Annotated in this window: 22 protein-coding genes and 3 tRNA genes; 8 read left to right on the forward strand and 17 right to left on the reverse strand. The window is 71.8% G+C overall.

Annotated features, from left to right (window positions below):
• Positions 1 to 94: 94 nt before the first annotated feature.
• Positions 95 to 1,009: a LacI family DNA-binding transcriptional regulator gene (locus IFT90_RS08395; protein ID WP_192041798.1), complete on the reverse strand. Its 915-nt coding sequence runs from the start codon at positions 1,007 to 1,009 to the stop codon at positions 95 to 97.
• 261 nt (positions 1,010 to 1,270) lie between these two features.
• On the opposite strand from IFT90_RS08395, the gene IFT90_RS08400 reads away from it, so the two are divergent.
• A complete protein-coding gene (locus tag IFT90_RS08400; protein ID WP_199861746.1) occupies positions 1,271 to 2,353 on the forward strand; it encodes an ROK family protein in 1,083 nt (360 codons plus the stop codon).
• Between the two features lie 177 nt (positions 2,354 to 2,530).
• Here IFT90_RS08400 and IFT90_RS08405 read toward each other — a convergent pair.
• A tRNA-Val gene (locus IFT90_RS08405) sits at positions 2,531 to 2,603 on the reverse strand.
• Positions 2,604 to 2,691: 88 nt separating this feature from the next.
• Positions 2,692 to 3,165 carry a peroxiredoxin gene (locus IFT90_RS08410; RefSeq protein WP_123546080.1) on the reverse strand — a complete coding sequence of 158 codons (474 nt, stop codon included), beginning with the start codon at positions 3,163 to 3,165 and terminating at the stop codon, positions 2,692 to 2,694.
• Between the two features lie 245 nt (positions 3,166 to 3,410).
• On the opposite strand from IFT90_RS08410, the gene aceE reads away from it, so the two are divergent.
• From aceE to IFT90_RS08440, 6 genes are all read left to right on the forward strand, one after another.
• Positions 3,411 to 6,155, forward strand: coding sequence for a pyruvate dehydrogenase (acetyl-transferring), homodimeric type (aceE, locus tag IFT90_RS08415; protein WP_192041799.1), 2,745 nt, complete (start codon positions 3,411 to 3,413; stop codon positions 6,153 to 6,155).
• 37 nt (positions 6,156 to 6,192) lie between these two features.
• Positions 6,193 to 7,392 (forward strand): CdaR family transcriptional regulator, encoded by a 1,200-nt coding sequence (locus IFT90_RS08420; protein WP_192042326.1) that lies wholly within the window; start codon positions 6,193 to 6,195, stop codon positions 7,390 to 7,392.
• A 110-nt stretch (positions 7,393 to 7,502) separates the two neighbouring features.
• Complete coding sequence (locus tag IFT90_RS08425; RefSeq protein ID WP_192041800.1) at positions 7,503 to 8,423, forward strand: acyltransferase domain-containing protein; 921 nt, start codon at positions 7,503 to 7,505, stop codon at positions 8,421 to 8,423.
• Positions 8,420 to 9,430 (forward strand): beta-ketoacyl-ACP synthase III, encoded by a 1,011-nt coding sequence (locus IFT90_RS08430; RefSeq protein WP_192041801.1) that lies wholly within the window; start codon positions 8,420 to 8,422, stop codon positions 9,428 to 9,430. Before IFT90_RS08425 ends, IFT90_RS08430 begins: the two co-directional genes overlap by 4 nt.
• A gap of 80 nt (positions 9,431 to 9,510) precedes the next feature.
• Positions 9,511 to 9,759 carry an acyl carrier protein gene (locus IFT90_RS08435; RefSeq protein WP_056054313.1) on the forward strand — a complete coding sequence of 83 codons (249 nt, stop codon included), beginning with the start codon at positions 9,511 to 9,513 and terminating at the stop codon, positions 9,757 to 9,759.
• 103 nt (positions 9,760 to 9,862) lie between these two features.
• Entirely contained in the window at positions 9,863 to 11,101 is a 1,239-nt protein-coding gene (locus IFT90_RS08440; protein ID WP_192041802.1) for a beta-ketoacyl synthase, read from the forward strand.
• A gap of 146 nt (positions 11,102 to 11,247) precedes the next feature.
• Here IFT90_RS08440 and IFT90_RS08445 read toward each other — a convergent pair whose 3' ends face one another.
• From IFT90_RS08445 to IFT90_RS08485, 9 genes are all read right to left on the reverse strand, one after another.
• Positions 11,248 to 11,784 (reverse strand): DUF3145 domain-containing protein, encoded by a 537-nt coding sequence (locus IFT90_RS08445; protein WP_123546092.1) that lies wholly within the window; start codon positions 11,782 to 11,784, stop codon positions 11,248 to 11,250.
• 205 nt (positions 11,785 to 11,989) lie between these two features.
• Positions 11,990 to 13,648 (reverse strand): bifunctional 3'-5' exonuclease/DNA polymerase, encoded by a 1,659-nt coding sequence (locus IFT90_RS08450; protein WP_192041803.1) that lies wholly within the window; start codon positions 13,646 to 13,648, stop codon positions 11,990 to 11,992.
• Positions 13,649 to 13,729: 81 nt separating this feature from the next.
• Complete coding sequence (locus IFT90_RS08455; protein ID WP_192041804.1) at positions 13,730 to 14,560, reverse strand: DUF1684 domain-containing protein; 831 nt, start codon at positions 14,558 to 14,560, stop codon at positions 13,730 to 13,732.
• A 117-nt stretch (positions 14,561 to 14,677) separates the two neighbouring features.
• Entirely contained in the window at positions 14,678 to 15,310 is a 633-nt protein-coding gene (locus IFT90_RS08460) for a CE1759 family FMN reductase (protein ID WP_192041805.1), read from the reverse strand.
• A 10-nt stretch (positions 15,311 to 15,320) separates the two neighbouring features.
• The gene (locus IFT90_RS08465) at positions 15,321 to 16,457 is read right to left on the reverse strand and encodes an LLM class flavin-dependent oxidoreductase (protein ID WP_192041806.1); all 1,137 of its coding nucleotides are present in this window, start codon (positions 16,455 to 16,457) and stop codon (positions 15,321 to 15,323) included.
• Between the two features lie 79 nt (positions 16,458 to 16,536).
• The gene (locus tag IFT90_RS08470; RefSeq protein WP_192041807.1) at positions 16,537 to 16,866 is read right to left on the reverse strand and encodes a hypothetical protein; all 330 of its coding nucleotides are present in this window, start codon (positions 16,864 to 16,866) and stop codon (positions 16,537 to 16,539) included.
• Positions 16,867 to 16,944: 78 nt separating this feature from the next.
• Positions 16,945 to 17,018, reverse strand: a tRNA-Ile gene (locus IFT90_RS08475).
• A 34-nt stretch (positions 17,019 to 17,052) separates the two neighbouring features.
• Positions 17,053 to 18,294 (reverse strand): glycosyltransferase, encoded by a 1,242-nt coding sequence (locus IFT90_RS08480; RefSeq protein ID WP_371812193.1) that lies wholly within the window; start codon positions 18,292 to 18,294, stop codon positions 17,053 to 17,055.
• A 105-nt stretch (positions 18,295 to 18,399) separates the two neighbouring features.
• Entirely contained in the window at positions 18,400 to 19,320 is a 921-nt protein-coding gene (locus IFT90_RS08485; RefSeq protein WP_371812194.1) for a DMT family transporter, read from the reverse strand.
• A gap of 40 nt (positions 19,321 to 19,360) precedes the next feature.
• On the opposite strand from IFT90_RS08485, the gene def reads away from it, so the two are divergent.
• Positions 19,361 to 19,927, forward strand: coding sequence for a peptide deformylase (def, locus tag IFT90_RS08490; RefSeq protein ID WP_192041809.1), 567 nt, complete (start codon positions 19,361 to 19,363; stop codon positions 19,925 to 19,927).
• Positions 19,928 to 19,997: 70 nt separating this feature from the next.
• On the opposite strand, the gene IFT90_RS08495 is transcribed toward def, so the two are convergent.
• From IFT90_RS08495 to IFT90_RS08515, 5 genes are all read right to left on the reverse strand, one after another.
• Positions 19,998 to 20,070 (reverse strand) — tRNA-Asn (locus IFT90_RS08495).
• 144 nt (positions 20,071 to 20,214) lie between these two features.
• On the reverse strand, positions 20,215 to 21,219 hold the full coding sequence (locus IFT90_RS08500) for an NAD(P)-dependent oxidoreductase (RefSeq protein WP_192041810.1): 1,005 nt from the start codon (positions 21,217 to 21,219) through the stop codon (positions 20,215 to 20,217).
• Positions 21,216 to 22,094 (reverse strand): ATP-binding cassette domain-containing protein, encoded by an 879-nt coding sequence (locus tag IFT90_RS08505; protein WP_371812195.1) that lies wholly within the window; start codon positions 22,092 to 22,094, stop codon positions 21,216 to 21,218. The genes IFT90_RS08500 and IFT90_RS08505 overlap by 4 nt, the downstream gene beginning before the upstream one ends.
• Positions 22,095 to 22,099: 5 nt before the next feature.
• The gene (locus tag IFT90_RS08510; RefSeq protein WP_192041811.1) at positions 22,100 to 23,848 is read right to left on the reverse strand and encodes an ABC transporter ATP-binding protein; all 1,749 of its coding nucleotides are present in this window, start codon (positions 23,846 to 23,848) and stop codon (positions 22,100 to 22,102) included.
• Positions 23,845 to 24,885, reverse strand: a complete 1,041-nt coding sequence (locus IFT90_RS08515) for an ABC transporter permease (protein ID WP_371740896.1) — start codon at positions 24,883 to 24,885, stop codon at positions 23,845 to 23,847. Before IFT90_RS08515 ends, IFT90_RS08510 begins: the two co-directional genes overlap by 4 nt.
• Between the last annotated feature and the right edge of the window lies 1 nt (position 24,886).

The following is a 24,886-nucleotide window of genomic DNA, read 5'->3' on the forward strand; positions in this document are numbered from 1 at the left end:
CATTACGCCGTGTCAAGACTTTGATTATTAATTTATGAAGTGTGATGCCGCCGAAACGGCCATGGCGGGCAAGGAGCGTCCGCTCTCGGGGACGTCAGCGAGCCGGCGGGCCGGTCGTCGCCCGGGGCACGAAGACGATGGGAGGCGCCTCGAGGGTGGGCGGTCTCTGGCCGTCGAGAACGGCCAGCACCGTCTCGCCCACCATCTCGCCGATGCGCTGGACGTCGTGGCTGAGGGCGGAGAGCGGAGGCTCAGAGAGCTGGCACTGGGCCGAGTCGTCCCACGCGACGATCGAAAGGTCGCCGGGCACGCTGAGACCACGGCGTTGCGCCTCGGCGAGCCCGCCGAGCGCCATGAGGTCGTTGTCGAAGACCACCGCGGTCGGAACAGCCGGGGCGCCCTCGACGATCTGGTCGTCAGAGTCGACCTGTGCGTCGAGGAGCGCCGACAGGGCTCGCTCGCCCGACTCGAACGAGTAGTCGCCCGTCACCGTCGCCGCGATCAGCCCCCGATCGTCGCAGATCGCGACGAAGGTGTCCCGGCGGGCGACGGAGTGGGCGAGGCGCAGCGGTCCGCTGACGTGGGCGAGACGGACGTGGCCCAGCAAGGCCAGCGCATCCACCGCCTCCTCGACGGCGACGTCGTCGTTCGTCCAGACGGCGGGGAGCCCACTCGAGATGGCGGGCGATGAGACCGAGATCGCGGGCAGTTCGAGCTCGGCGACCAAGGACACCCGCGGGTCGTCCACACCCAGGTCGACGAGCACGACGGCGTCCACGACGCCCCCGGCCGACCACCGGCGGCACAGGTCGACTTCGGTCTCCCGGTCGGGAAGGACCCGGAGCAGGACTGCGTGCCCCCGTGGTCGAACGACACGGTCGAGGCCGGCGGTGAGCTCGTGGAAGTACGGCTCGGCCCCGTAGATCTCGCTGGGACGCACCAGGGTCAGGCCGATCGGCCGCGGGAGTTGCGACGGATGGTCGCTATCGGTCAGGGTCGCGTCTCGCATGGCCTCGTCCTCCTCGGCCCCGATCATGGTGCCGGGCGCTCTCTCGTGACCGCTATCGTGTCACCGACGCGGGCCAGCACGACACAAGGGCTCGCCCGAGGTGCGGAGGACGACGTGGCCAGACCCGAGTCTTCCGCGTCCGGGCCGGGCAGCAGGGCACTCGTCGTCGACGTCATCCGCTCGTCCGGCCCGATCAGCAGGGTCGAGCTGACCTCGACCACGGGTCTCACCCAGCCGAGCATCTCCAACATCGTCCGCAGGTTGCTCGCCGAGGGAATCGTCCGCGAGAGCGGACGGGTCGCCTCCGGCGGCGGCAAGCCCCGGACCCTCGTCGAGATCAACCCAGGCGCCCTCTACGCCGTCGGCGTCCAGCTCGGCTACGAGTCGATGACCTTCGTCGCCACGGGCGCCGGCGGCGGTATCGTCGCACGTCAGCTCGTCGACGGGGCATCGCTCGATTCGCCAGAGAAGGTCACCGACCGGCTCGTGGCGCAGTTCGACGCGTTCGTCGATGCCGCGGGCATCCCCCGTGCGTCGATCGCCGGTGTCGCGGTCGTCGCCCCCGGCCCACTCTCGGCCGACCATGGCGCCATCCTCCGATCTCCGACGCTGCGTCGCTGGGAGGGCTTCTCGCTCCGGGACAGGCTGTCCGAGCGTCTCGACGTGCCCGTGTTGATCGACAACGATGCCGCGGCCGCGGCCGTGGGCGAGTTCTGGACGCGTCGTGTCCCCCGCACCGAGACCTTCGCCGGCATATACATGGGCACGGGCCTCGGCGCCGGCATCATCATCGACGGGGCCCTGTATCGCGGTGCGAGCTCGAACGCTGGCGAGCTCGGGCACACGTCCGTTGACCTCGACGGCGAGCCTTGCTTCTGCGGCAACCGAGGATGCGTGGAACGTTATGCGGCGCCCGCCGCCGTCCTGCATCAAGCCCGTGAGCAGTCAGGACGCTTGACCGGCCTCGGACTCGCCTTCGAGGATCACACCGTTACCCAAGACTTCGACCGTCTAGCTCGCGCTGCTGTGGGCGGGCACCCTGTCGCCGAGAGCTTGATCGCGACGTCCGCGCGCTATCTCGCCGCCGCCGTCGTGTCGTTCGTCAACGTCCTCGACGTCGACCGGCTCGTGCTCTCCGGTCCGAGCATCGCGGTCGCGGGTTCCGTGTACGCCCGGGCCGTCCGAGAACGTCTCATGGAGAGCGCATTCGCGCGGCAATCGCACGGCGTCCGAGTCGAGTTGGCCACCAACCCGAGAGACTCAGCCGCGATCGGAGCAGCAGCGCTGGTCTTACAGAGCTCTGTCTCTCCGGGACACGGCCCGCAGCTCATTCGGCCGAACTGACCAGCGGAAGCCGAGAGCCAGACCCACGATCTGAGCGAGGGTCCTCTCAAGCGCGATGCGATCGGCGTCCAAGACGTAGGACAGTGGATCGTCCTTCACCAACACGAGGAGACTTGTCCAACGGCACACAAGGCATTGCTTTCGCAAAGACTTGCTTCTGACCGGCAACTTCTACGGTGGGCCCTACCGGGCTCGAACCGATGACATCCACGGTGTAAACGTGGCGCTCTACCAACTGAGCTAAAGGCCCTCGCTCCGGGCGGGCCGGGCGAGCAGGAGACAGGTTATCGCGAAGCAGACCCGGCCGGCGCCTCCTGCTGGGCGGCCCTGCCGGCGAGTCAGGCCGGGACGGACGTGAGCTGGTCGAGCGCGGCGCGGTAGTCGGCCAGCGAGCGTGCCTGGCCGGGCTCGGTGAGGAAGTGCTCGCGGATGACGCCGTCGACGTCGATGAGGAACGTCGCGCGGGTGGCGAAGCCCTTGTGCTCGAGGAAGACGCCGTACTCCTTCGACACCTCGCCGTGGGGCCAGAAGTCGGCCAGGAGGGTGAAGTCGTAGCCCTCCTCCTCGGCGAAGGCCCGCAGGGTCGCCTTCGAGTCGACGGAGATGCCGATCAGCTCGACGCGGGCGTCCTGGAACATCGCCAGGTTGTCGCGGAGCGTGCAGAGCTCGGCGGTGCAGGTGCTGGAGAAGGCCAGCGGGAAGAAGACGAGGGCGACGGGGCGCACGCCGCGGTAGTCCGCCAGGCGCACGTGCTCGCCGAACTGGTTCGGCAGATCGAAGTCGGGAGCCTGGATGTCGTTCTCCAGCGCCATGAGCACGTTCCTTCCGCGCCGGTCCGGGCGACCGACGTCAACACGAGGAGCGATGTTACGCCTCTGACGGCTGCGCGCGAGGACGTTCTCCCAGGGCGTGCCGAGCCTCCGTCGGCGGAGCCAACTAGACTCGCCAGGTCAGTGCGCGACGACGACCCGGGACCCGAGCCGCGTCGAGCTGACCGCCGTGCGCCCCCGTGGGGCGGCGGCTGTTGTCCACCACACACGAGTGATAGAGGTCAAGGGTGACGGTAAACGATCAGGATCCGTACACGGTCGACACGACCGACCAGGATCCCGAGGAGACCGCCGAGTGGAGGGAGTCGCTCGACTCCCTCGTCGCGGCGCAGGGCCACGAACGCGCACGTCAGATCATGAAGAGCCTGCTGTCTCGCTCGAGCGAGCTGCACCTCGGCGTGCCGATGGTCCCGAAGACCGACTACGTGAACACCATCGCCCCCGAGGACGAGCCGGAGTTCCCCGGCGACGAAGAGCTCGAGCGCCGCTACCGCCGCTGGATCCGCTGGAACGCGGCCGTCACGGTGCACCGCGCCCAGCGCCCCGGCGTCTCGGTCGGCGGCCACATCTCGACCTACGCCTCGTCGGCCGCCCTCTACGAGGTCGGCTACAACCACTTCTTCCGCGGCCAGGACCACGCGGGCGGCGGCGACCAGGTCTTCTTCCAGGGGCACGCCTCCCCCGGCATGTACGCCCGCGCGTTCCTCGAGGGCCGCCTCGGCACCGACCAGCTCGACGGCTTCCGCCAGGAGAAGTCGCACCACACCGGCGGCCTCAGCTCGTACCCGCACCCCCGGCTCATGCCGCAGTTCTGGCAGTTCCCGACCGTGTCGATGGGCCTCGGGCCGATCAACGCGATCTACCAGGCGCAGGTCGCCAAGTACCTCACCAACCGCGGCATCAGGGATGCTTCCGACCAGCAGGTCTGGGCGTTCCTCGGCGACGGCGAGATGGACGAGGTCGAGAGCCGCGGCCAGCTCCAGGTCGCGGCGAACGAGGGCCTCGACAACCTCAACTTCGTGATCAACTGCAACCTGCAGCGCCTCGACGGCCCGGTCCGCGGCAACGGCAAGATCATCCAGGAGCTCGAGAGCTTCTTCCGCGGCGCCGGCTGGAACGTCATCAAGGTCGTCTGGGGCCGCGAGTGGGACGACCTGCTCGCCCGCGACACCGAGGGCGCTCTGCTCAACCTGATGAACACGACGCCCGACGGCGACTTCCAGACCTACAAGGCCGAGAGCGGCGCCTACGTCCGCGAGAACTTCTTCGGCCGCGACCCGCGCGCCCTCGAGCTCGTGAAGGACTTCACCGACGACCAGGTCTGGAACCTCAAGCGCGGCGGCCACGACTACAAGAAGGTCTACGCCGCCTTCAAGGCCGCCTCCGAGCACAAGGGCCAGCCCACCGTCATCCTCGCGAAGACAGTCAAGGGCTACGGCCTCGGCCCGGCCTTCGAGGGCCGCAACGCGACCCACCAGATGAAGAAGCTCACGCTCGACAACCTCAAGCAGTTCCGCGACGAGATGCGCATCCCGATCAGCGACGCCCAGCTCGACGAGGACCCGTACCTGCCGCCCTACTACCACCCGGGCGACGGCGACGAGGCGATCCAGTACCTGCACGAGCGCCGACGCGCGCTCGGCGGCTACGTTCCCGAGCGTCGCAGCAAGTACACCGAGATCGCGGTGCCCGAGGCGAAGTCCTACGACGTCGTCCGCAAGGGCTCGGGCAAGCAGGAGGTGGCCACCACGATGGCCTTCGCCCGTCTGCTCAAGGACCTGCTGCGCTCCCCCGACTTCGGCCACCGCATCGTCCCGATCATCCCGGACGAGGCCCGCACCTTCGGCATGGACGCGTACTTCCCGACGTCGAAGATCTACAACCCCAACGGGCAGCACTACACGTCCGTCGACCGCGAGCTGCTGCTGGCCTACAAGGAGAGCCCCCAGGGCCAGCTCCTGCACGTCGGCATCAACGAGGCCGGCGCCTTCGCGGCCTTCACCGCCGTGGGCACGTCGTACTCGACGCAGGGCGAGCCGCTCATCCCGGTCTACGTCTTCTACTCGATGTTCGGCTTCCAGCGCACCGGCGACGCCATGTGGGCCGCGGGCGACCAGATGGCCCGCGGGTTCATCATCGGCGCCACGGCGGGCCGCACGACGCTGACCGGCGAGGGCCTGCAGCACGCGGACGGCCACTCGTTGCTGCTCGCCTCGACCAACCCCGCCGTCGTCTCGTACGACCCGGCGTACGGCTACGAGCTCGGGCACATCGTCAAGGCGGGCATGGACCGCATGTACGGGAAGAACGACGACGGCACCCCGTCGCACGACGACCCGAACGTCATGTTCTACATCACCGTCTACAACGAGCCGATGCAGCAGCCCGTCGAGCCGGACGACCTCGACGTCGACGGCGTCGTGCGCGGCATCTACAAGCTGAGGTCCGCCGAGAACCTTGGGCCTCGTGCCCAGCTGCTCGCCTCTGGCGTCGGCGTGCGCTGGGCCCTCGAGGCCCAGCAGCTGCTCGCCGACGACTGGAACGTGGCCGCCGACGTGTGGAGCGTCACCTCGTGGAACGAGCTGCGCCGCGACGGTCTCGAGGCCGAGGAGCACAACTTCCTCAACCCGAGCGCCGAGCCCCGCACGCCCTACGTCACCGAGAAGCTCCAGGGCTCCGAGGGGCCGGTCATCGCGACGTCCGACTTCATGGCGGCCGTGCCCGACCAGATCCGCGAGTACGTGCCCGGCGACTACCTGACGCTCGGCGCCGACGGCTTCGGCTTCTCGGACACCCGCGCGGCGGCACGTCGGTTCTTCAAGATCGACGGCCCCTCCATGGTGGTCCGCACGCTGCAGGCGCTCGCCCGTCGTGGCGACGTCGACCGCAGCGTCGTCCAGCAGGCGATCGACCGCTACCAGCTGCACGACGTGACGGCCGGCACCAGCGGCACCGCCGGCGGGGAGAGCTGACGACCGCGTGAGCGCCGAGCGGGTCCCGGCCTCGCCGATGGAGCCGTCCGCGGCCACGAAGGAGCGAACGCTCGCGTGGCTGCGGACGGTGTCCGGGGAGTTGTCGACGGCGACCATCAAGCGGCTGGAGGAGACGCTGCCCTGGTACGGCGACATGCCGCCCGGCCGCCGGTCGGCGGTGGGGCTCGTCGCCCAGGCGGGCATCACCTCCTTCATCAGCTGGTTCGACGACCCCCGGTCGACGCCGTGGATCGCCGCCGACGTGTTCGGCGCGGCCCCTCGCGAGCTGCTCCGTTCGATCAGCCTGCAGCAGACGCTGCAGCTGATCCGGGTGACGGTCGAGGTGGTCGAAGAACGCGTCAAGGACGGCGACGACAGCCTGCGGGAGGCGATCCTCCTGTACTCGAGGGAGATCGCGTTCGCCTCGGCCGACGTCTACGCCCGGGCCGCCGAGGCGCGGGGTCTCTGGGACGCCCGGCTCGAGGCCCTCGTGGTCGACTCGATCCTGCGGGGCGAGTACGACGACGAGCTGCCGAGCCGCATCGCCGCGCTCGGCTGGCACGGCCACGGCGAGGTGTCCGTGCTCGTCGGCACGGCCCCGCGCATGCTCGACGTCGACCAGCTCCGCCGCACAGCGCGGCACCTCGACGCCGACGTCCTGATCGGCGTGCAGGGCAGCCGGCTGGTGCTGGTCATCGGCCGAGCCGAGCAGGAGACCGACGAGAACGGAGTCTCGACGTCGCAGCCCCCGTTCACCGACATCGCCTCGGCCCTCGAGCCCGGATTCGGCGACGGCCACCTCGTGCTCGGCCACGAGGTGCCGAGCCTCGTCGAGGCAGCACAGAGCGCCAAGGCGGCCCTCGCCGGTTTCGCCGTCGCACGGTCGTGGCGGAACGCGCCTCGTCCGGTGCTCGCCGACGACCTGCTCCCCGAACGCGCCCTCGCCGGCGACCCCCTCGCCCGCTCGACCCTCGTCAACCGCATCTACAAGCCGCTGAAGACGCACTCGACCGAGCTGCTCACGACCCTGTGGTGCTACCTCGACAACGGGCGGTCGCTCGAGGCGACGGCACGCGAGCTGTTCGTGCACCCCAACACGGTCCGCTACCGCCTCAAGCGCGTCTCGGACGTGATCGGCTGGGACGCCACCGGCGCGCGGGAGGCCATCGTGCTGCAGTCGGCGCTGATCCTCGGGTCGATCGCCGACACGGACGGGCAGTCGCCCCGACGACGCTGACCGCTTCGGCCACGGCTGTAGGTCACGGCTGTGGTGATCCACAGTGTCCCCGGCGATCTTTGGTCGGGTTGCTCCACACGGACGGGACACGTCGTTGGCATGATGGTCGAGTGATCGTCGTCGTAGCGCCCGGACAGGGCTCCCAGTCCCCCGGATTCCTCGAGCCCTGGCTGGAGGACGGCGCCCAGCGCGAGTTCCTCGAGTCGCTGTCGGAGTCGGCCGGGGTCGACCTCGTCGCCCACGGGACGACGTCCGACGCCGACACCATCCGCGACACCGCGGTGGCCCAGCCCCTCATCGTCGCCGCCGGGCTGCTCACGGCCCGTGCCCTCTTCTCCCGCGTCGACCGCAGCCGGGTCGGCGGCGTCGCCGGCCACTCCGTCGGCGAGTTCACCGCGGCGGCGGTCGCCGGCGTGCTGACCGACGACCACGCCGTCCGCCTGGTCGCTGAGCGCGGCCGCGCCATGGCCGAGGCCGCGTCGCGGGTCGAGACCGGCATGAGCGCCGTCCTGGGCGGGGACGAGGCCGAGCTGGCGGCCCGCCTCGAGGCCCTGGGGCTCACCGCCGCCAACCACAACGGCGGCGGGCAGGTCGTCGTCGCCGGCGAGCTGGCGGCCCTCGCCGCCCTCGCGGCCGAGCCGCCCGCCAAGAGCCGGGTCGTGCCGCTGCAGGTCGCCGGGGCGTTCCACACCCGCTTCATGGAGCCGGCCGTCGAGCGCCTCCGCACCGCCGCCTCCTCGGTCACCGCCTCCGACCCGACCCTGCGGCTCTGGACGAACCACGACGGCAGCGCCGTCGACTCCGGCAGCCGCTTCGTCGAGCTGCTCGTCGGCCAGGTGTCCTCGCCCGTCCGGTGGGACGCCGTCATGACCTCGTTCGCCGACGCCGGCGTCACCGGCATCGTCGAGCTCGCCCCTGCGGGTGCCCTGACGGGCCTCGCCAAGCGCGCGCTGCGCGGAGTCCCCTCCGTCGCGGTGAAGACCCCCGACGACCTGCAGGCCGCCGTCGACCTCCTCGAGGGAGCAGAATGACCACCCCCCAGCTCAAGCAGCAGCACGGCGCCGAGTACACGCGCATCCTCGCGATCGGCGCCGCCCGGGGCGACCAGGTCGTGCCGAACGCCGACATCGTCGAGCCGATCGACTCCAGCGACGAGTGGATCCAGCAGCGCACCGGCGTCGTGACGCGCGTGCGGGCGTCGTCCGAGGTGCACGTCGTCGACCTCGCCGAGGCCGCCGCGAACGAGGCGATCGCCAAGGCCGGCATCCGTCCCGACCAGATCGGCGTCGTGCTCGTCTCCACCATCAGCGGCGGCGTCGCGACCCCCTCGGTCGCCTCGCTGCTCGCCGAGAAGATCGGCGCGAACCCGGCCGCCGCCTACGACATGTCGGCCGCCTGCGCCGGCTACGCCTACGGCATCGCGCAGGCCGACTCCTTCGTGAAGTCCGGCCTCGCCGAGTACGTGCTCGTCGTCGGGGCCGAGAAGCTCAGCGACTTCATCGACCCGACCGACCGCACCATCTCGTTCCTCCTCGGCGACGGGGCGGGCGCGGCGGTCGTCGGCGCGAGCGACACCCCCGGCATCGCCCCCACCGTGTGGGGCAGCGACGGCTCGAAGTGGGACGCCATCCGCATGACGAACACGATGCAGGAGTACCGCGCCGGGGCCGGCGAGGTCGCCTGGCCGACCCTCCGCCAGGAGGGCCAGACCGTCTTCCGCTGGGCCGTGTGGGAGATGGTCAAGGTCGCGAAGCAGGCCCTCGAGCAGGCCGGCGTCACGAGCGAGCAGCTCGCCGCGTTCGTGCCGCACCAGGCCAACATGCGCATCGTCGACGAGTTCGCCAAGCAGCTCGGCCTGCCGGACACGGTCGTCATCGCCCGCGACATCGCGACCACCGGCAACACGTCCGCCGCCAGCATCCCGCTCGCGACCCACCGCCTCCTCGAGGAGCACCCCGAGCTCAGTGGCGGCCTGTCGCTGCAGATCGGCTTCGGTGCGGGGCTCGTGTTCGGCGCCCAGGTGGTCGTCCTCCCGTAGCGCGCCGCGACGGCTCGCCGCCGCCGCCCTGTATAGGCTTTACCCCGGTCACCACGACACCCCCTCAAGGAGAACACACCATGGCACTGTCCACCGAAGAAGTCCTCGCCGGCCTGGCCGAGCTCGTCAACGACGAGACGGGCATCGCGACCGACACCGTCGAGATGGACAAGTCGTTCACCGACGACCTGGACATCGACTCCATCTCGATGATGACCATCGTGGTCAACGCCGAGGAGAAGTTCGACGTGAAGATCCCCGACGAAGAGGTCAAGAACCTCAAGACCGTCGGCGACGCCGTCACCTTCATCACCAAGGCACAGGACTAGACGTCGACGGCCCGGTCTCCCCTCGGGGCGACCGGGCCTCTCCGTCCCCCCTCGTGGGCTCCGCGCCTGCCGAGGGACGCACCGTCTCTCCAGGAGAATCGTCATGACCAAGAAGATCGTCGTCACCGGCCTCGGTGGCACCTCCCCCCTCGGCGGCACCGCCGTCGACAGCTGGAACGCGCTCCTCGCGGGCGAGTCCGGCATCACGACCCTCGAGCAGGAGTGGGTCGCCAAGTACGAGCTGCCCGTCACCATCGCCGGCCAGGCGAAGGTGCCGTCGGCCGACGTGCTCGACCGCCGCGAGACCAAGCGCCTCGACCCGTCCAGCCAGTTCGCCCTCACCGCCGCGCGCGAGGCCTGGGCCGACGCCGGCTCGCCCGAGGTCGTCCCCGAGCGCTTCATCGTCGACTGGGCCACCGGCATCGGCGGCGTGTGGACCCTGCTCGACGCGTGGGACACCCTCCGCGAGAAGGGCCCGCGTCGGGTCCTGCCGATGACCGTGCCGATGCTGATGCCCAACGGCCCCGCCGCCGCGATCTCGATGAGCCTCGGCGCGCGCGCCGGCGCCCGCACGGTCGTCTCGGCCTGCGCCTCCAGCACCGAGTCGATCGCCATGGCCTACGACCACCTCCAGTCGGGCCTCGCCGACATCGCCGTCGCCGGCGGCTCCGAGGCGGCCATCCACCCGATGCCCCTCGCCTCGTTCGCGGCCATGCAGGCGCTCTCGAAGCGGAACGACGACCCGGCCACCGCCTCCCGCCCGTACGACGTCACCCGGGACGGCTTCGTCCTCGGTGAAGGAGGCGCGGCGCTCGTCCTCGAGACCGAGGAACACGCGCTCGCCCGCGGCGCCCGCATCTACGCCGAGCTGATCGGCGGAGCGGTCACGAGCGACTCGTACCACATCACCGCCCCCGACCCCGAGGGCACCGGCGCGGCCCGCGCGGTCATCGCGACGCTCGAGAACGCCGGCGTCGAGCGTGACCAGGTCGTGCACGTCAACGCGCACGCGACCAGCACGCCCGTCGGCGACATCGCCGAGTACCACGCGATCAAGCGGGTCTTCGGCAACCACACCTCGAAGCTGATCGTCTCGGCGACCAAGGCCTCGACCGGGCACCTGCTCGGCGGTGCGGGAGCCATCGAGGCGCTGTTCACGGTCAAGGCGCTGCACGAGCGCCTCGCTCCCCCGACGATCAACGTCACGCAGATGGACGACGAGATCGACCTCGACGTCGTGGTCGGCGAGCCGCGTCGGCTGCCCGACGGCGAGATCGTCGCGGTCAGCAACTCGTTCGGCTTCGGCGGGCACAACGCGGTCGTCGCGTTCCGCTCGGTCTGACGCACCCTGCCCGCGCCTCCGCGCCGGGCACGACGAAGGCCGGTGTCCCCTCGGGGCCACCGGCCTTCGTCGCGTCGTGCGGGTGCGTGGAGGTCCGCCGAGCGACGTCGACGACCGAGGTCAGCCACCGACGCCAGCTGCCGGTGTCAGCCGACCTTGTGCAGCCAGACGACGGGGTTGCCCTCGCCGCTGTAGCGGAACGGCTCGAGCTCGTCGTCCCAGGCCTGGCCGAGGGCGAGCCGCAGCTCGCGGTGCAGCTCGAGCGCGTTCGACCCGGCGATGTCCATGGCGTAGCGGATCCGGTCCTCGGGCACGACGGTGTTGCCCGCCGTGTCGGTCTGCGCGAAGAACACCCCGAGGTCGGGCGTGTGCATCCAGCGCCCGCCGTCGTTCTCGACGCCGGGATCCTCCGTCACCTCGTACCGGAGGTGCTCCCAGCCTCGCAGCGCCGAGGCGATGCGCGCGCCGGCGCCCTCGTCGCCCTGCCAGGAGAACTCTGTCCGCTGGGCGCCGGACAGGACCGGCTGCGCCACCCAGGCGAAGTTCACGGCGTGCCCGAGGGCACGACCGACCGCCCACTCGACATGCGGGCACAGTGCACGAGGGGACGAGTGCACGAAGAGCACTCCCCTAGCCGTTGCAGCAGCCACGATTCCTCCATCCGTTAGGTGCGACTTCCCCATCGACCTGTGGACACGTGGACCGTGTGCGTGCTCTCGTGCGTGTTCGGTTGTGTGCGGACCTCGGTCCGCTGGGTCGATCATGACACGTGCTCCCTGCACGTCACAACCGTGCAACGGCTGGCAATCGGCCCGGCCTGCCCCGCCGGGCAGCCCATGACACGCGACGAGGAGGCGGCGGGCGCGCCCTCGGACCCGCAGGCGCCTCCTACTTGGCCTGCGAGTAGTCGTCGACGACGGCCACGGTGAGCGGGAACCGCACCGGGGCGTCGCCGAACAGCATCCGGCCCGCGGCCGCGGCCGCCTCGACGACGAGGACCGCGACCTCGTCGGCGGTGTCGGCCGGCGCGTGCACGACGACCTCGTCGTGCAGGAAGAACGTGAGGTGCGGGGCCTCGTCGCCGCGGTCGCCGAAGCGGTCGTGCAGCGCCTGCCGGAAGGCGCCCAACCAGCAGAGCGCCCACTCGGCTGCCGTGCCCTGCACGACGAAGTTGCGGGTGAACCGTCCCCACGACCGGGCGTCGCGCCCGACCTCGGCGCGGGGCATCTCGGGCGGCAGCTCGTCCGCGGCGGCGTCCGCAGGCGACGGGGAAGTGCGGCCGAGGAGGGTGCGGACCACGCCGCCCTGCTCGCCGGTGCGCGCGGCGGTCTCGACGAGGGCCATCGCCTGCGGGAAACGTCGCGCCAGCCGGGGCACGAGCCGCCCGCTCTCGCCCTGGGTCGCGCCGTACATCGCCCCGAGCATCGCGACCTTGGCCTCGGCCCGGCTCGCCACCGCGCCGCTCGCGACGATGCCCTCGTAGAGGTCGCCCTGACCCGCCGCCGCCATCGCGCGGTCGCCGGAGAGGCCGGTGAGGATGCGCGGCTCGAGCTGCGAGGCGTCGGCGACGACGAGCTTCCAGCCCGGGTCGGCCACGACGGCCGCCCGGACGGCCCTCGGCAGCTGCAGGGCGCCTCCCCCGCTCGTGGCCCAGCGACCGGTGACGCTGCCGGCCGGCACGTAGTCGGGCCGGAAGCGCCCGTCACGCACCCAGGCGTCGAGCCAGGCCCAGCCGTTGGCGACGAGCAGCCGCTGCCGCTTCTTGTACCGCAGCAAGGGCTCGACGGCGGGGTGGTCGTGACGCTCGAGCTCCCACTTGGTCGTCGAGGCGACGTGGACGCCGGCCGAGTTGAGCGCGCGCACCAGCTCGGCGGGCGAGTCGGGGTTGAGGTCGGGGGCGTCGAGCCGGCTGCGCACCTCGTCGAGGTCGGTGCGCATCAGCGCCGGTCGTTCCCCCGCGGCCGGCCGTGGCCCGAGGGCCTCTCTGAGGACGCGGTCGTGCACGCGGGCCGACCACGGCACGCCGTCGTGCCGCATCTCGACGGCGATCAGCGCGCCCGTCGACTCGGCGGTCGTCAGCAGCTCGAGTCGTGCCCGCTCGGCGCTCGTCTCGATCGCCGCCCGCTGGCGGAGGAACTCACCCGCCGGGTCGGGCAGCGACTCGGGCAGCACGTCGAAGAGCCCGTCGCGGGGGCCGTCCACGCCCTGCGGGACGTCCCACGGGCCGCGGGGCGCCCCGTGCAGCTCGGACCCCGCCGTCGCGACGGCCGACCGCAGCAGGGCATGGCAGAGCCGCAGGTCGACGCAGCGCGCCACGCGGACGCCCGCCTCGAGGAGGCGCGGGTACCACCGCGGGGTGTCGTCCCAGACCCAGCGGGGCCCCGCCGTGCCCTCGGGGCCCGACTCGCGCCTCCGGACGGCCTCGACCAGGTCGGCGTCGCCGACGACCTCGACGTCGGCCGGGGCCAGGGCCTGGTCGGGGGCGGGACGGCGCCACGTCGTCAGCTCGACGTCGCCGTCGGCGAGGCGACGGGCGAGCACGAACATCCGTCGATCATCCCATCCCCGGGCGAGACGACGCGCCCACGGTCCCAGAGCCTCGCCGCTCCCCCGGGCCCGGCCCCGCCGTCAGTGCAGCAGTGCGCCGTCGCGGTCGAGCACGTTCTTCTCGCCGGCCTCGATCGGCACGGCCAGACGGTTCTGCGGGGGCGGGATCGGGCAGTTGAAGGCGTACGAGAACGCGCAGGGCGGCAGCACGGCCTGGTTGAAGTCGAGCACGATCGTGCCGTCGTCGCCGGGGGTCGGGAAGAGGAAGCGGCCGACCGAGTAGGTGCTCTCGCCGTTCGTCGCGTCGCCGAAGACGAGCTGCAGTCGGTCGCCGGAGCCGCTGGGGAACGCGGCGAGCTCGTGCTCGACGCCGTCGAGCGAGAACCGGATGAGTCCTGGCAGGGGCTTCGGGCGGCTGAGGTCGAGGTCCGCCTGGTGCCGGATGTCGACCTGCGTGCCGTCCTCGGTGGGGACGAAGTCGGCCGTCACCACCCAGGCAGGGTCGTGCTCGAACGAGTCGATCGACCCGAACCGGCGGATGCCCTCGGACTCCGCGTCCCAGACGCGCAGCCCCCAGCTCGAGCGGTCGTCGTTGGCGATGACGGTCCCGGAGAGCGTGTCGGAGAACCGCACGGCGCTCGGCGTCACCGCGTCGTCCCCCGCGACGAGCACGGTGCCGTCCACGACCTCGCCGTCCACCTGCACGCCGTCGGCGGCCGTCGCGGTGACGAGGAGCCCCGCGAGGCCGTCGGGCGCCGGGGCCCAGGTGCCCGCGACGCCCCAGACGGGCTGGGGCGAGTCGACCCACTGCGTGTTGACGAGCGCCAGGGGGCCGCGGGGGCTGACGGCACGGGCGCGCCTGGCCTCGTGGAACCGGGCGAGCTCGTCGGCGGGGCTGCGGGTGTCGGTCATGCGTCCTCCTCGGGGTGCGCGCGGGTCGCCGCGCCGGGCGTGACCATCATCGACCCGTCCGGGGCCGCGCGCCCTGCGGCACGGCGAGGTCCGGGGCTGCTCGGCCCGGTGCGCGGGTCAGATGTCGTCCGGGACGCCGAGGCGGCCCAGCTGCTCCTCGAACGAGACCACGTCGGCGAACGGGTCGCGGCGCTCGGTGTGCCGCAGGGAGACCAGCGCGGCGAACTCGTCCGCCGCGCGCGTCACACGCTCGGGCAGGCCCGTGGTCGTCGAGTCGCCGGCGCCCCAGTCCTCCGCCGCGGCGAAGACGCCGGTGGGCACGACGACGGCGCGCAGATAGGAGAAGAGCGGGCGCAGCTCGTGGTCGAGGACGAGCGAGTGCCGGGCCGTGCCCGCCGTCGCGCCGATCAGCACGGGCGTGCCGGTCAGGGCCGTGTTGTCGAGCACGTCGAAGAACGACTTGAAGAGGCCGCTGTAGGAGCCCGTGAACACCGGCGTGACGGCGACGACCCCGTCCGCGGCGCCGACGGCCGCCAGCACGTCGGCCAGCGCCTCGGACGGGAACCCCGTCAGCATCGCGTCGACGACGTCGCGGGCGTGGTCACGGAGCTCGACGACCCGGAACTCGGCGGGCGAGCCCTGGTCGAGCAGGGCCCGGGCGCTCGCCTCGGCGAGACGGTCGGCGAGGAGCCGGGTGGAGGAGGGCTGGCCGAGCCCTGCCGAGAGGACGACGATCATCCTGGTGCTCACGGGGCGCCTCCTACAGGCTCGGGACGGACGCGGCGTCGGCCGTGACCGAGGACGTGACGGACGAGGTCGCGGCGGAGGAGGCGGCGGCCACGAGGGAGGCGTGCGTCGGCGCGTCGGGGACGCCCGCGGCACGACGGGACGCGAACTCGCGGCGGAGCACGGGCACGACCTCCTCGCCGAGGATGTCGAGCTGCTCGAGGACCGTCTGCAGGGGCAGGCCCGCGTGGTCGATGAGGAACAGCTGACGCTGGTAGTCGCCGACGTACTCGCGGAAGCCGAGCGTGCGGTCGATGACCTCCTGCGGGCTGCCGACGGTGAGCGGAGTCTGGCTCGTGAAGTCCTCCATGCTCGGGCCGTGGCCGTAGACGGGGGCCTCGTCGAAGTACGGGCGGAAGGCTCGCTTCGCGTCCTGCGAGTTCTTGGCCATGAAGACCTGCCCGCCGAGCCCGACGATCGCCTGGTCGGCGCGGCCGTGGCCGTGGTGCTCGAAGCGGCTGCGGTAGAGCTCGACCATCTGCTTCGTGTGCGAGGCCGGCCAGAAGATGTGGTTGGCGAAGAAGCCGTCGCCGTAGTAGGCGGCCTGCTCGGCGATCTCCGGGCTGCGGATCGAGCCGTGCCAGACGAACGGGGCGACGCCGTCGAGCGGACGGGGCGTCGCGGTGAAGCCCTGCAGCGGCGTGCGGAAGTGGCCCTTCCAGTCGACGACGTCCTCGGTCCAGAGGCGGCGCAGCAGGGCGTAGTTCTCGATGGCCAGGTTGATGCCCTGGCGGATGTCCTTGCCGAACCACGGGTAGACCGGGCCCGTGTTGCCGCGGCCGAGCGTCAGGTCGACGCGACCGTCGGCGAGGTGCTGCAGCATCGCGAAGTCCTCGGCGATCTTGACCGGGTCGTTCGTCGTGATGAGCGTCGTCGCCGTGCTGAGCTGGATTCGCTCGGTCGTCGCCGCGATGGTGGCGAGCAGGGTGGTCGTGCTCGAGTTCACGAAGGGCGGGTTGTGGTGCTCGCCGGCGGCGAAGACGTCGAGGCCCACCTCCTCGACCTTCTGGGCGATGGTCACCATCGCCTTGATGCGCTCGTGCTCGGTCGGCACCCGGCCGGTGGTCGGGTCGGCCGTGATGTCGCCGACGGAGAAGACTCCGAACTGCATGGTCTCACCTCAGATATAGTGCATGCGTCTGCATGTAGTTGGGTGAACGACGTGTCGGGCGGGTCTATTCCCGGACGTGTCAGCGGGGCGCGATGGGGGGCGCGAGGCGCAGGAAGCGCTCGGCGACCTGGGCGCTCTGCACCGGGCCGTCACCGTCACGGTCGAGCTGCGGCGAGTCGAACTCGACCCACCACGTCCGGGCCGAGCCGCCGATGGCCGACACGCCCTGCCACGCCGAGCCCCCGGCCCGCATGACGACGCCGGTCGGGCCCCAGGGCCACGGCGACGTCGGGTCCTCGTCGGAGTCGAGAACGTAGACCTGCGCCCCGACGCCCATCCGCGGCTCGGTGCCGACGGACGCGAGCGAGTCGTCCCCGTCGTCCGGGCCGGCACTCTTGCTGAAGAACATCCGGCCATGCTGCCAGAAGGTCGAGCGGGACGGCTGGGAGGCGCGGCTCCCGCACCGGCACCGGCACCGGCACGGCAGTAGGGCGGACGGGACTTGAACCCGTGACCGATCGATTATGAGTCGACTGCTCTAACCGGCTGAGCTACCGCCCCGTGTCGCCGACCCGACCGGCACCCGCGGGTGTGGTCAAGACGAGACGACGTCGGTGGTGGGAGCCACCGGCTGCCCACGATACAGGCCCTCGAAGACGTTGAGCGTGCGCTCGATGTCGTGCCCCTCGATCATCCGGAGGCTGGCTCGCCGCATCGCGAGGTACTCGTCGTCGGGGGCCGTGAGCACCCGCGTCAGCTTGTCGGCCAGGTCGGCGCTGTCGCCGGGGCGGAACAACCAGCCGTTGCCGCCGTCGTCGACCAGGTGCGGCAGGGCCATCGCGTCCGCGACTACGATCGGCAGGCCGGACGCCATCGCCTCGAGGCTCGCGATGCTCTGCAGCTCGGCGATCGACGGCATCGCGAACACGGTGGCGTCGGTGAGGGTGCGGCGCAGCTCGGCGTCGGAGAGGTAGCCGGCGAACGTGACGCGCCCGGCGAGGCCGAGGTCGACGCTGAGCTGCTGCAGGTGACGCATGAGGTCGCCCCCGCCGACGATCGTGAGAGTGCTCTCGAGCGCCGGGTCGATCAGCGTCATGGCGCGCAGCAGCACGTCGATCTGCTTCTCGGCGGTGACGCGTCCGACGAAGACGATGCGGTTGCCCTCGGGCCGGTCGTCGCGGGCCGTGTAGTTCGACGCCTCGATGCCGCACGAGACCGCGAGCACGCCCTCGACGTCGATGGCCTTCTCGAGGAACCGGGCCGCCTTGTCGGTCGGCGTCGTCATCGACTCGACGCGGTGGTATGTGCGGCTCGCGTCGGCCCAGGCCATCTTCACCGCGGTGGCCCGCAGCGCGTGCGGCAGCCCCGTGTGCTCGAGCAGGTTCTCGGGCATGAAGTGGTTGGTCGCCACGGCCCGGATGCCGAGGCGGTTCGCGACCCGGACGACCGCGCGGCCGATCACGATGTGCGACTGGATGTGGACGACGTCGGGCTGGATCTGACGGATGACGTGCTCGGCATTGGCCTCGGCGCGCCACGGCGTCGCGAAGCGCAGCCAGTCGTGCAGGGGCCACCTCGTCGAGTAGAGCCGGTGCACCGTCAGCGTCACGCCGGCGTGCTGCTCGAGGAACGTGCCGTGCTTGCGGCTGGCGGCGGGGGCCAGCACGTGCACGTCGTGGCCGCGGGCCGCCATGCCGACGGCGAGCCGCTCCGCGAAGTTCGCGGCGCCGTTGACGTCGGGCGGGAACGTGTCGGCGGCGATCAGGACGGTCAGCCTCGGCGCGTCGGCCCAGGCTGCGGTGTCGCTCGGATCGGTCGGTCCGTGGGCGTCGGTCACGTGGTCAGTCCTTGTCGTGAGGGATGGTCGGGCCCGGGTGCAGGAGGAGGCGGGACGGCGGATCGGAGAACCGGACGCCCGGCGACCCGCGTCGACCACGGTAGCTCAGCTGACCCTCTTCTTCTGCGGGTGGTGCTTGGCGAGCTGGAAGACGCCGGCCACGGCGACGGCCCCCGCCAAAAGGAAGAGCACGGCGGCGATCGGCGGTGCCGTCGCGGCCTCGCCGAGCACGACGATGCCGATGGTGACGGCGATGATCGGGTCGACGACGGTCAGGCCCGCGATGACGAGGTCCGGAGACCCCGACGAGTACGCGTTCTGGACGAAGTAGCCGCCGAGCACCGCGGCCGCGACGAGCATGACGATGCAGACGACCTCGAGCCAGTCGAAGGTGCCCGACGTGATCCGGTTCAGCACGACCTTGGCGAGGGTCGCGACGAAGCCGTAGAGGACCCCAGCGCCGATCACGTAGAACAGGACGTTGCGTCGGTGGCGCAGCACGACGAAGGCGGCGGCCAGCACGGCCCCCACGACCAGCAGCAGGACGAGCACGGTGACCAGCTGTCGGGTGGTGATCGGCGACTCGGTCGCGGCGAACGCGGCGACGGTCGCGAAGAGCCCGATGCCGCCCACGCAGAGCGCGATCGATCGCTTCACCTTCGCGCTCAGCCGCTGCTTGGTCACGCGGGCGTTGACGACGGCGGTGACCACGAGGGCCACGGCGCCGAGCGGCTGGACGACGAGCAGAGGTGCGATGTTCAGGCTGGTCAGCTGGAAGACCACGGCCAGGCCCAGGAGGAGCGTGCCGGCCACCCAGGACGGCCTGCCGACCAGCGCGACCACCTGGCGCACGCTCATGCCGCTCTGCGCCGCCCCGAGGCGCCGCTCGACCTTCTCGACACCGCGGCTCTGCAGCTGCGCGCCGATCGAGAGGAAGACCGCGCCGACGAGGGCGATGGGGATGCCCAGCGCCTGGTAGGGGGTCAACGACACCTGGGCGGTCAGGTCCCCGAGGTCAGCGCTCACGGTGACACGGTAGCGGCAGCGCGCTGGATAGTCTGGGCGAATGGCCGTACGACCCATCACCATCACGGGAGAACCCGTCCTCCACGCCCGAGCCGCCGAGGTGGAGGTCGTCGACGACGACCTGCGCACGCTCGTCGCCGACATGTTCGAGACGATGGACGCCGCACCCGGAGTGGGCCTCGCGGGCCCGCAGGTCGGGGTCGGACTCCGTCTCTTCGTGTACTCGTGGGTGGACGACGACGGCGAGCCCTGGCGCGGCGTCGCGATCAACCCGACGCTCTGGCAGAGCCCGCTCGGCATCGAGCCCCTCGACGACGACGACGAGTCGGAGGGGTGCCTCTCGATCCCGGGCGAGCGGTTCCCGCTGCGCCGGGCCGAGAGCGTGCTGCTCCGCGCGACGGACCTCGACGGCGACGAGTACGAGATCGAGGCGCACGGCTGGCTCGCCCGCATCTTCCAGCACGAGTACGACCACCTGGACGGCGTGCTCTACGCCGACCGCCTGGAGCACCCCCTGCACAAGGCCGCGGCCAAGAGCGTCAAGAAGTCGGGCTGGGGCGTGCCGGGCCAGACCTGGCTGCCGGGCGTCGACCACCTCGACGACTGACCGAGCACCCACGCTGACCGAGCATCCGCACAAGAGAAAAGGCCCAGCGGGTGGAGCCGCTGGGCCTTCGCTCCCCGAGTTGGACTCGAACCAACAACCTGCCGGTTAACAGCCGGCTGCTCTGCCAATTGAGCTATCGAGGAATGGCAGCTGACCTGGACCGGAGTCCCTGACAGCGGACACAACACTAGCGCATGTCGCGGCCGTCTCTGAACACGCGGTGACCGCCGGGCGCGTCGCGCGCCTCCTCGACGGTCGGGCCCGAGCGGCCCGGCCGGCCCGCCGGCTCAGTATCCGACGACCGGGTCGACGACGCCGACGAAGTGCCCCTCGCCCGCCAGGGCCCGGACGTTGTGGCGGATGCGACCGGCGAGCAGGGGCGCGGTCATCTCCGGCGTGTCCGCCTGGTGCGGCGTGACGACGACCCGAGGGTCGTGCCAGAGCGGGTGGCCGTCCGGCAGCGGCTCCGGGTCGGTGACGTCGAGGCCGACGCCCCAGAGCCGGTCGGCGCGGACGGCGGCGACGAGGGCGTCGGTGTCGACGAGGCTCCCCCGGGCGACGTTGACGAACACGGCACGGGACGGGAGGCGGGCCAGCCGGCGAGCGTCGAAGAGCCGGGCCGTGCCCGGGGTCGCGGCTGCCGCCACCACGACGACGTCGGCGGTGGGCAGCACCTCGTCGAGCAGGTCGACCCCCACGGTCCGCGCGACGCCCTCGACCGGGTCCGCCGTGCGGCGCACGATCGTCACCCGCACCTCGAAGGGCGCCAGCAGGCGCACCAGCTCGCGCGCGATGCCCCCGGCACCGACGATCACGACGTGCCGGCCGTAGAGCGAGATCCCCCGCTGCTCGGTCTGCCACGTCGACGCCAGCACCCGCGAGGGCACGACGCGCAACAGCGACAGGAGCAGCACGAGCGCGTGCTCGGCGACCGGCTCGGCGTAGGCGCCCTTCGCGCTCGTCCAGAGCGGCAGCGCCCGGTCGCGATGTGCCTCGAGCACCCCGGAGAACGCGTCCACCCCGGCCCAGGGCAGTTGCACCCACTCGATGCCCGGGTGCTCCGCGAGGGCAGCCTCGAGGCCGGCGACGTCGCGGTACGAGAGCCAGATGAGGCCGCGGGTGTCGGGGCCGAGCGGGACGAGCTCGCCGCCCGCCTCGTGCACGGCGTCCTCGAAGACCGCCGAGCCGCGCGGGCCGATGCTCACGGCACCGGGACGAGGGCGGCGCTCGGGAGGCAGGTCGACGGCCGCGGTGGCCGCTGCTCGGTGGCCGCGCGCGCCTCCCGTGGTCACGGTCGTCGCTCGTCGCGCCGTCGGTCGCCGCGCTCTCGCTCTTCGGGCCTGATGACGTCGATCGGCGTCGTGGTCGACAGCACCTTGACGTAGGGGTCGACCCCGTCGCGGAGGACCGTGTCGATCTGACCGAGGCCGACGAGGCGGCCGCCGCGCATGACGGCGACGCGGTCGGTGATCGCCCGCGCCTCGGACACGCTCGACGTGACGACCATCGCCGAGAACTGGCGGTCGGCGTGCAGGTTCTTGATCACGTCGAGCACGGCCTGCCGCACGAGCACGTCGACGCCGCGCGCCGGCTCGTCGGCCACCAGGAGGCGCGGCTCGAGCACGAGGGACCGCGCCAGGGCCACGCGCTGCCGCTGGCCCGAGCTGAGCTCCCAGGTCTGCTTGAGCATCGTCCCGAGCGGGAGGTGCACCGCGTCGACCAGCGCCGTCACGAGACGCCCCGCCTCGCGACGGTCGAAGTGCCGGTCACGCAGGTAGATCGGCTCGGCGATGGCCTCGCCCACGGTCAGGTCGGGGCTCAGGGCCTCGCCGTCGTCCTGCGCGAGGTAGCCGACGACCGACGACAGCCGGCCGCGACGTCGAGCGCTCGCCCGGGTCAGCTCGAGGCCGAAGACGCTCGCCGCTCCCCCGCTGATCTGCGGACGGCCCTCCGGCGGGCGGCCCTTGCCGACGAGGCCGGCGACGGCCAGCGCGAGGGTCGACTTGCCGGAGCCGCTCTCGCCCAGCACGGCGACGATCTCGCCGACCCGGATGTCGAGGGTGACCCCGTCGACCGCCCGCAGCGCCGGGTGGCCCGCACGGGCCGGGTAGGTCAGCGAGAGGTCGTCGGTCGTGACGGGGCGGTCCAGGTCGAGTTCGGGGCTCACCCGCGTCACGCTACCTCGCCCGACGCCGCGCGGGCGTCGAGCTCGGCGAGACGGCGACGACGCGCCGCCTGCTCGGCCGGGTCGGGCACCGGCAGGGAGGCGAGCAGCCGCTGGGTGTACGGGTGCTCGGGGGCGCCGAGCACCTGGTCGTTCGGCCCGCTCTCGACGAGGTCGCCGTGGTAGAGGACGCCGATGCGGTCAGCGAGCATGTTCACGACCGCGAGGTCGTGGCTGATGAAGAGCGCCGCGAAGCCGAGGTCGGCCTGCAGCTCGCGGAAGAGCTCGAGCACGCGTGCCTGCACCGACACGTCGAGGGCGCTCGTGGGCTCGTCGGCGATGAGGAGGCTCGGCTCGAGGGCCAGGGACCGGGCGAGGCTGGCCCGCTGCCGCTGGCCGCCGCTGAGCTCGTGCGGGTAGCGGTCCCCGAAGGCCTTGGGCAGCTGCACCGCCTCCATCAGCTCGTCGACGCGCGGACGCGCGGCGCGCGCGTCGCCGGCACGGCCGTGCACGATCAGGGGCTCGGCCACGCACTCGGCGATGGTCAGGAGCGGGTTGAAGCTCGACGCCGGGTCCTGGAAGACGAACCCGATGTCGGCCCGCAGCGGCTTGAACTCGCGCTCGTGCACGCCGTTCATCTCGACGCCGAGCACCTCGAGGGAGCCGCCGGTCACCTTGGTCAGGCCGGCGATGGCACGGCCGATCGTGGTCTTGCCCGAGCCGCTCTCGCCGACGAGGCCGAGCACCTCGCCCTTGGCGATCGAGAAGTCGACGCCCTTGACGGCACGGAACCCGCCGCGGCCGAGACGGCCCGGGTACTCGATCTCGAGGCCCGTGGCGCGCACGACGACGTCGCGGTCGGCCTCGCCGGCCTGCACCTGCGCGCCGCGCGGCTCGAGCACGGGGACGCTGCCGAGGAGGCGCTTCGTGTAGTCGTCCTGCGGCGACGCGAACAGCGCCTCCGAGGTCGCCTGCTCGACGACCTCGCCTTGGTACATCACGGCCACCCGGTCGGCCAGGTCGGCCACCACGCCCATGTTGTGGGTGATCAGCACGATGGCCGTGCCGAACTCGTCGCGACAGCGGCGCAGCAGGTCGAGGATCTCGGCCTGCACCGTCACGTCGAGTGCGGTGGTCGGCTCGTCGGCGACGATGACCGACGGGTTCAGCACGAGGGCCATGGCGATGACCACGCGCTGCTTCTGGCCGCCCGAGAACTGGTGCGGGTAGTAGTCGACACGGGTCTCGGGGTCGGGGATGCCCACCTTCCGCAGGATGTCGACGGCTCTCGCTCGCGCCTCCTTGCGGCCGACCTTGCCGTGGGCACGGATGCCCTCGGCGATCTGCCAGCCCACCGTGTAGACGGGGTTGAGGGCGGTCGACGGCTCCTGGAAGACCATCGCGACCTCGGTGCCGCGCATCTCGCGCACGGCGCCGCGGCCGATCTCGAGCACGTTCTTCCCCGAGAGCACGACGGCACCGGAGGCGACCGCCGTCTCGGGCAGGAGCCGCAGGATCGTCTTGGCCGTCACGGACTTGCCGCTGCCGGACTCGCCGACGATGGCGAGCACCTCGCCCGCGCGCACGTCGAGGGTGACGCCGCGGACCGCCGCGACGTCGCCGCCGTCGGTCGCGAACGTCACGCGGAGGTCGGTGATGCCGACGGCCACGTCGCGCTCGTCGCGGGCGACGTCGTGGGCGGCGTGGCGGACGGGCGGGGCGGCCTGTGCGCCCTGGTCGAGCGGTCCTGCGGTCATGCTGTCGCCTCCTGCGGCTCGACCGGGGCTGCGGTCGTCGTGGTCGTCGTGCTGCCGGCGCCGCGGCGTCCGGTCTTCTTGCCGCGACCGGCACGGCGGCGCGTCCGGAGGCGCGGGTCGGCCAGGTCGTTCAGGCTCTCGCCCACGAGGGTGATGCCGAGCACCATCAGGACGATGGCCGCGCCGGGGAACACGCCCGTCCACCAGATGCCGCTCGCCGTGTCGCTGAGCGCGCGGTTCAGGTCGTAGCCCCACTCGGCGGCCGACGTCGGGCCGATGCCGAAGCCCAGGAAGCCGAGCGCGGCCAGGGTGAGGATCGCCTCCGACGCGTTGAGCGTCAGGATGAGCGGCAGGCTGCGGGTCGCGTTGCGGAGCACGTGCTTGAACATGATGCGCGGCGTGCTGCTGCCGACGACCTTGGCGGACTCGACGAAGGCCTCGGACTTGAGCCGGACGGCCTCGGCGCGGACGACCCGGAAGTACTGGGGCACGAACACGACGGTGATCGAGATGCCCGCCGAGAGGATGCCGCCCCAGAGGCTCGACTGGCCGCCGCTGATGACGATCGAGACGACGATCGCGAGCAGCAGCGACGGGAACGCGTAGACGGCGTCGGCCACGACGACGAGGACGCGGTCGACCCAGCCGCCGAGGTAGCCGGAGACGAGGCCGAGGACGACACCGAGGACGATCGAGAGCACGACCGCGACGACGACGACGGAGATCGCGGTCCGGGTGCCCCAGACCACGCGGCTGAAGACGTCGTACCCGCCGACCGTGGTGCCCCAGAGGTGCTGGGCCGAGGGCGCGGCCTGGCGGGCGAACGTGCCCGCGTCGTCGCTGAGCTGGCCGTAGCCGTAGGGCGCGATGAGCGGGGCGAAGACGGCGAGCACGATGAACGCGACGCAGATGACGATCCCGGCGACGAGCATGCCGCGCTGCAGGCCGACCGAGCGGCGCACGTGGGCGACGATCGGGAGGCGCTTCCAGAGGGGCTCGTGCCGGTCGGACAGGACGCCGGAGGTGGTGGTCGACACG

The sequence above is a fragment of the Frigoribacterium sp. CFBP 8766 genome, from assembly GCF_014841435.1.
In the GTDB taxonomy this organism is placed as follows: Bacteria; Actinomycetota; Actinomycetes; order Actinomycetales; family Microbacteriaceae; genus Frigoribacterium.